This is a genomic window from Streptococcus mitis (genome assembly GCF_002096815.1).
In the GTDB taxonomy this organism is placed as follows: Bacteria; Bacillota; Bacilli; order Lactobacillales; family Streptococcaceae; genus Streptococcus; species Streptococcus mitis_AD.
In genome coordinates this window covers 1-5285 of the sequence record NZ_NCVJ01000014.1, presented here as the reverse complement: position 1 = coordinate 5285, position 5285 = coordinate 1, and the positions used below count along the sequence as shown (strand labels likewise).

The window sequence follows — 5285 nt, the reverse complement described above, 5'->3', positions numbered from 1 at the left end:
TATCATTTACTGTGCCAGTTCGCAACTTTAATGATTTGACCGCGAGGAGTGTACGCTCTTTTCTCAAAGAGTTAGGTCTTGATTTTAATTTTGATACCCGAGAAAAGGGAGCTTATGGCTACACTAGGTCTTTGAGTTATGTGAATGCAATCAATGTCCTTTATAACGATTTAGAAAGCCTAGTTACTACTAGTGAGGATAGATTAAAGCAAGCTCTTGATATGGGTATACACGTTGAAATGACAGGGCAAGGTTGCCGTTATTTCGAGGGGCTAGAAAATAATGACTGGATAGAATTTTTTAATCTATTGCGAAGTCTTGGGGCAAAGTTCAAGCGTTTGGATATTGCTCTAGATGATTATAAGAAGATGATAAAATTTTCAACCGTAAAAGATAAAATAAGGTCTGGTGAAGTAGTTTCTCTTTCTAGAAAACGTGATGTTATAGAAACGAAAATAACGCAAAAAGAAGAGTTTAACAATAAAGGAGACTCGAAGGGGTTAACTGTTTATTTTGGAACTCGGGCTTCTAATATCTATATTCGTTTTTATGACAAGAAAAAGGAACAAGAAGGAAAAGGAATAAAAGTAGATGCCAGTTCCTGGCAGCGTTATGAAATTGTATTAAGGAATGAAAAGGCTACTGATTTTATCGAACGTTTTTGCGAAGGAGAAACGTTTGATACTCTTTATTTAGGGGTTTTATCGGGAGCAATACGATTTATAGATAAAGGTACAGACAGTAACAAAGCTAGATGGGAAACAAGTCCTTTTTGGATAGATTTTTTAAATGGTGCTGAAACAATTAAATTAAAATCTCATGAGGTCACTCCAGAGATTGGAAAAACTATCAACTGGTTTGATAAATCGGTAGTTGGTTCAGTATTGTTGTTGTCCTCGATTGCAGAAAAGGAAGGTTTGGACTTTTCAGAAATTCTAAAAGATTCTAAGAGAGAGCTTTCAGAACGTCATCAGTTAATAAAGGCTGGATATGAAGGTTTAAACGATGAGCAGAAAAGAGAAATAGGCGATAAAATTAGGGGAATTGGTGTAGGTTAAAGGTTGAAAAAAAGTATACGTTTTGTTATCATTTGCATAACGAAACGTATGCGGAGTTTTATAATGGTTACAAAAGAAAAACAAATCAATATTAGAGTAAGTGAAAAAGAATTATTAGAACTTGAAAAAAGAGCGAAAGATAAGGAGTTAAAGCGTTCTGATTATATTAGAAGTCTTTTGTTTAATGATGATACGGAAAGTATAACTAAAGGTATACAAATGTATACAGTCGAAAATCTTGAAAAAGATAAGGTGTATTTAAAAGAAAGACTGGTTGAGACTCAAAAGAATTTTGAAGGCTTGTTGATTGAGTTTAAAGAAGTTCAAAAGAAAGCAAATTCTTTAACTCAAGATTTAAATTTAGAGAAAGAAAATAACACTCAACTTATGATTGAGTTAAATACTGAAAAGAATAAAGGCTTTTTTGCTCGTTTATTTAAAAAATAATAGAAAAAGCATAAAATCTATTGATTTTAGTTTAAACTTAGTTTATACTAAAGATGTATCTATTTTGATACACTGTGGTTAAATTAAGGAGGAGAACAATGAGCGCACATGTGGTAAGTCTTAACCAACCTATGGTTAAAAATGAAATAAAAACAGTCAGAAAATGGGGTAATGGACTAGGTATTTTGTTGCCTAAATCTATGATTGATAACTATGATTTAAAAATAGGTGATGATTTAAAATTTATTTTTGAAAATGATAAATTTGTTGTTGAGAATAACAAAGAGGTATTGAATATTCCGGAATTTTCTTTGGAAGATTTGATGAAAGAATATGAACTTTATGATAGAGAAGTTTATGATTGGGATGTTTTAACGCCAGTTGGTCAGGAAATTTTTTAAACTACTTGACAAATGTTTAAACATAGTTTATACTATATATATAATTATTTAGAAAGGTTTATTTATAGTATGACTAAGACTTCTCATTCACCTGGTCAGTTATCTGAATTAGCGCAAGGTGATATTGTTTGGCTTGATTTCAGTCCTACTGTTGGACATGAACAAGCAGATTATAGACCGGCTGTGGTTATTAGTAAACAACAATTCAATAGACGTGCTCTTGTAATTGTACTTCCTATTACTAGAACGCCAGGAGCATTGAAGGTTGAAATCAATTGTTTACCTAGCAAAAGCTATGTAATGTGTGACCAACCTAGGGCACTTGATTTATTAGCACGTAAGTATAAATCTGATGGTAAGTGTTTATCAAAAGAAGAGTTAGAACAAGTGCTAGGTCGTTTGAAACCAATAATCTTTTAAGATTATTCATAGAAAAAGAGAGCAAAGTTATTTTGCTCTCTTTTATAAAATTTGTACAAAAAAAGAAATCTAATCTTAGTTTGGTCGACGGCGATGCAGATTTCTCTTTTGTGTTTCTTTTAAAAGTATGTTTATATTATACACTCTTTTCAAAAATAAATCAAGCAAAATTATTGCGATAATTGACAATTGTTATTTTTTTATTGTATAATATTAATAATTGAATAAGACGAGAAAAATATAACATCTAAGTTTTGGTCGACGGCGATGCAGAGTTCTCTTTTTGTATGCTCTATGTGTGTTTGTATACATTTATAGAATATCAAATTGAGGGGACGTTTTTCAAAAACGTTCTTTTTTCGTACTTTTTTCAATGAAAAAAATAGAAAGGAGTACGAAGATGAGTTTGTTATATCGAGCTGAAAATTTTGTTGATAGTGTTATCGATAGTATTTCAAATAAAGTTAATGATTATCATTTGAAGAAAGAATACAAAAGACTAGAAGAAGAAAAATATAAACCTTTTTACGTATGTAACGTATCTACGATACAAACATCTGAAAAAGTATTCTTGTCTGAACATGAACCCGGTCAAATTATTTGGCGTGGTTCAAATAAACATTATAAAAGATTTGTACTAGATGATTACATTTTAGACTTTAACAGAATTTCATTAGATTTTTATAGTTTGCTGACGAATGGAAATTTTTGGTTAGTGAATGATATCGATGATGAAATTGTTGAAGAATTATGTGCAGATTTTGAATATCGTTGCTATCAATTTAAAAATCGTGAAGATTATGAAAATTTTTTAGCAGAAATAAATGTAGCTATTAAAAAAGAATTGCCACGAATTGGCAAGAATAGTAGTAAAACTGTTTTTGATTTTTTCGAGGAAAAATTACACGAAAAATATCGAAAAGACGGGTTTAAATATTTTAGAGCATAAATAGAAAAGAGTATAAAAATGAGAACAGATAACATTGTAGTAGACCTAGAAAAAACTTTAGGAGAAAAAATTATTGTAAATAGAATGGGAGTGAATACCTTTAATAATCGTGGTACGATTGTAGAGAAAGGTTCGTTTATCGAGGTTTGTTTATTAGATAAAGCTCGTGACACTTTAATGGTTTATTTACCAAAAATTTCTTTTGAAGAATTAAGCGCAGAAATTAAAGTAGATGATTACGTTCAATTCTTCGGTATTAAATTTTGTGAGTATAAAACAGATAAGACACAGTCTTATGCTCGGGCTGAAAGTGTAGACCTTCATGGTTAAAGAAAAGAAAGTAAAGCTAGATAAGGTACTAACTTCAAATGAGTTAGTATCTTATCGAAAAGCTCGATTGGGCAAGTATAAGAAGAGACTGAAATACTTTCTTCAAGTAAATAAGTTATTTCTTCAACTTGAAAAAGGGGAAGAAATTGAAGTGTCTTGTGATGCTGCTTATTCTATTTCTAAAAACGAATTTGGCGATGAAGTTTTAACGATTAAGTTTTATAAAACCTCGTCATTTGATATTGACCAAAAACTGAAAAAAGTGGCTAGTTCATTATCTACACTTTTTGAAAGTGATTTGGGAGAAATTAGAGAAGAATTAAGTTATATTGAGTACTCACTAATTTTGAAACCGTCAAAAGAGTTAGAAACAGAAGAATTTACAAAAGATGTAGTTCGTTCAGAAAGAGATTATATTTCACTAAATCAACGGTTTAAAATGGATTTAAAACGTTATCCGCACTTACTTTTGACTGGTGCAACAAGGTCAGGTAAAACTATCTATTTAACGCACTTACTCATGGAAATGATGAGAAGTAACGATACTGGAAAAGCAGATAAAAATTTTATTTTTATCTGTGACGGTAAAGGTTTAGAGTTAGTAGATTATTGCAAACAGATTGATATACCTGTTTCTAGTGGATATGATGAAATTTTAGATACTGTTCAAAATGTTCATGATATTATGAAGAATAGACAAGAAAACGGTTTGCGATATGAACAAAGAGTTTTCTTAGTGCTTGATGAGTTTTCAAGTATTCAAGAGTCTTTCCCTTTGGATAAAGAAGGGAAAGAGAAAAAGAAAAAGTTCATGCAGTTAGTTGCTGACATCATTCGCTTGGGTGGTTCTTGTAATGTTTCTTGTTTTGTCGGTAATCAGGTATCAAACACTGATAGAATACCTTCAGAATTGAAAAATAATATTTTGACAAGATTGAACTTAGGTAAAATTGTCAGTGGTGACCAGTGGAGAGTTTTATTTGGACAAGAGGAACAGATAGAAGTTTCTATTCCTGGTCCAGGTCATGGAATTCTCTACGATGAAAATGGACTTCATAAGTTTGTGGCACCACGGGTCTTAATGCAAGAGTATTAAAAACTGGTTTCCTTTGTTAAAATATTTTTTGGAATGGCTTGATAGAAAGTTTATTTCATCGGTTTAGCCATTGCAAATGCTAGGGAACAAAGGAAATGAAGGAATGACAAGAGCCGTAGGGGAAAATAAAAAGTTTTACAGAACAAGATTTTAGCAAAAGAAGAAAACGAAGGCCTTGGTTTTCGGAATTTCTTCTTTTGCGTCCAAAATCTTGGCCGGTCAAAAGTTTTTATTTTCCGAACTCTTGCATTTCTTCAAAGTTTTGGATTTCATCGGGCAGTCTTGCCGGGTTTGGGCAGAGCCCAAGGAAAAAAAGAATGTATCTAGCACCCCCATATAAAAATTTTTCAATCGGTTGGAAAGCATTGATTTAATAATGTTTCTATTAAAATTTTTGCGCCAACCCTCGTATGCTAATAGGGGGGTTTTAGATACATAGGAAAACACCATGAGGTTATAGAATGGAAAACAGCTATTTATTTGACTGGCTATCATTTACTGTGCCAGTTCGCAACTTTAATGATTTGACCGCGAGGAGTGTACGCTCTTTTCTCAAAGAGTTAGGTCTTGATTTTAATTTTGAT

At 31.6% G+C, this 5285-nt stretch carries 7 protein-coding genes; all 7 read left to right on the top strand.

What is annotated here, in order from left to right; all coding sequences use genetic code 11:
• Positions 1 to 1058: replication initiation factor domain-containing protein (locus B7696_RS00275; RefSeq protein ID WP_142358815.1), on the top strand; the 1058-nt coding region annotated here is incomplete at its 5' end.
• A gap of 63 nt (positions 1059 to 1121) precedes the next feature.
• Complete coding sequence (locus tag B7696_RS00270) at positions 1122 to 1505, top strand: plasmid mobilization protein (protein WP_084861497.1); 384 nt, start codon at positions 1122 to 1124, stop codon at positions 1503 to 1505.
• A gap of 98 nt (positions 1506 to 1603) precedes the next feature.
• Positions 1604 to 1906, top strand: coding sequence for an AbrB/MazE/SpoVT family DNA-binding domain-containing protein (locus B7696_RS00265; RefSeq protein ID WP_084861495.1), 303 nt, complete (start codon positions 1604 to 1606; stop codon positions 1904 to 1906).
• 69 nt (positions 1907 to 1975) lie between these two features.
• Positions 1976 to 2326: a type II toxin-antitoxin system PemK/MazF family toxin gene (locus B7696_RS00260; RefSeq protein ID WP_158086155.1), complete on the top strand. Its 351-nt coding sequence runs from the start codon at positions 1976 to 1978 to the stop codon at positions 2324 to 2326.
• A 400-nt stretch (positions 2327 to 2726) separates the two neighbouring features.
• Positions 2727 to 3275, top strand: a complete 549-nt coding sequence (locus B7696_RS00255) for a hypothetical protein (RefSeq protein ID WP_084861492.1) — start codon at positions 2727 to 2729, stop codon at positions 3273 to 3275.
• A gap of 18 nt (positions 3276 to 3293) precedes the next feature.
• Positions 3294 to 3605: a hypothetical protein gene (locus B7696_RS00250; protein WP_084861490.1), complete on the top strand. Its 312-nt coding sequence runs from the start codon at positions 3294 to 3296 to the stop codon at positions 3603 to 3605.
• Positions 3598 to 4701 (top strand): FtsK/SpoIIIE domain-containing protein, encoded by a 1104-nt coding sequence (locus tag B7696_RS00245; RefSeq protein WP_084861488.1) that lies wholly within the window; start codon positions 3598 to 3600, stop codon positions 4699 to 4701. Before B7696_RS00250 ends, B7696_RS00245 begins: the two co-directional genes overlap by 8 nt.
• The last annotated feature ends 584 nt before the right edge of the window (positions 4702 to 5285 follow it).

What these genes read in the sequence shown, in the direction of transcription:
- B7696_RS00255 (WP_084861492.1), top strand. Translation starts at nt 2,727, where the DNA reads ATGAGTTTGTTATATCGAGCTGAAAATTTTGTTGATAGTGTTATCGAT.
- B7696_RS00250 (WP_084861490.1), top strand. Translation starts at nt 3,294, where the DNA reads ATGAGAACAGATAACATTGTAGTAGACCTAGAAAAAACTTTAGGAGAA.
- B7696_RS00260 (WP_158086155.1), top strand. Translation starts at nt 1,976, where the DNA reads ATGACTAAGACTTCTCATTCACCTGGTCAGTTATCTGAATTAGCGCAA.
- B7696_RS00265 (WP_084861495.1), top strand. Translation starts at nt 1,604, where the DNA reads ATGAGCGCACATGTGGTAAGTCTTAACCAACCTATGGTTAAAAATGAA.
- B7696_RS00270 (WP_084861497.1), top strand. Translation starts at nt 1,122, where the DNA reads ATGGTTACAAAAGAAAAACAAATCAATATTAGAGTAAGTGAAAAAGAA.
- B7696_RS00245 (WP_084861488.1), top strand. Translation starts at nt 3,598, where the DNA reads ATGGTTAAAGAAAAGAAAGTAAAGCTAGATAAGGTACTAACTTCAAAT.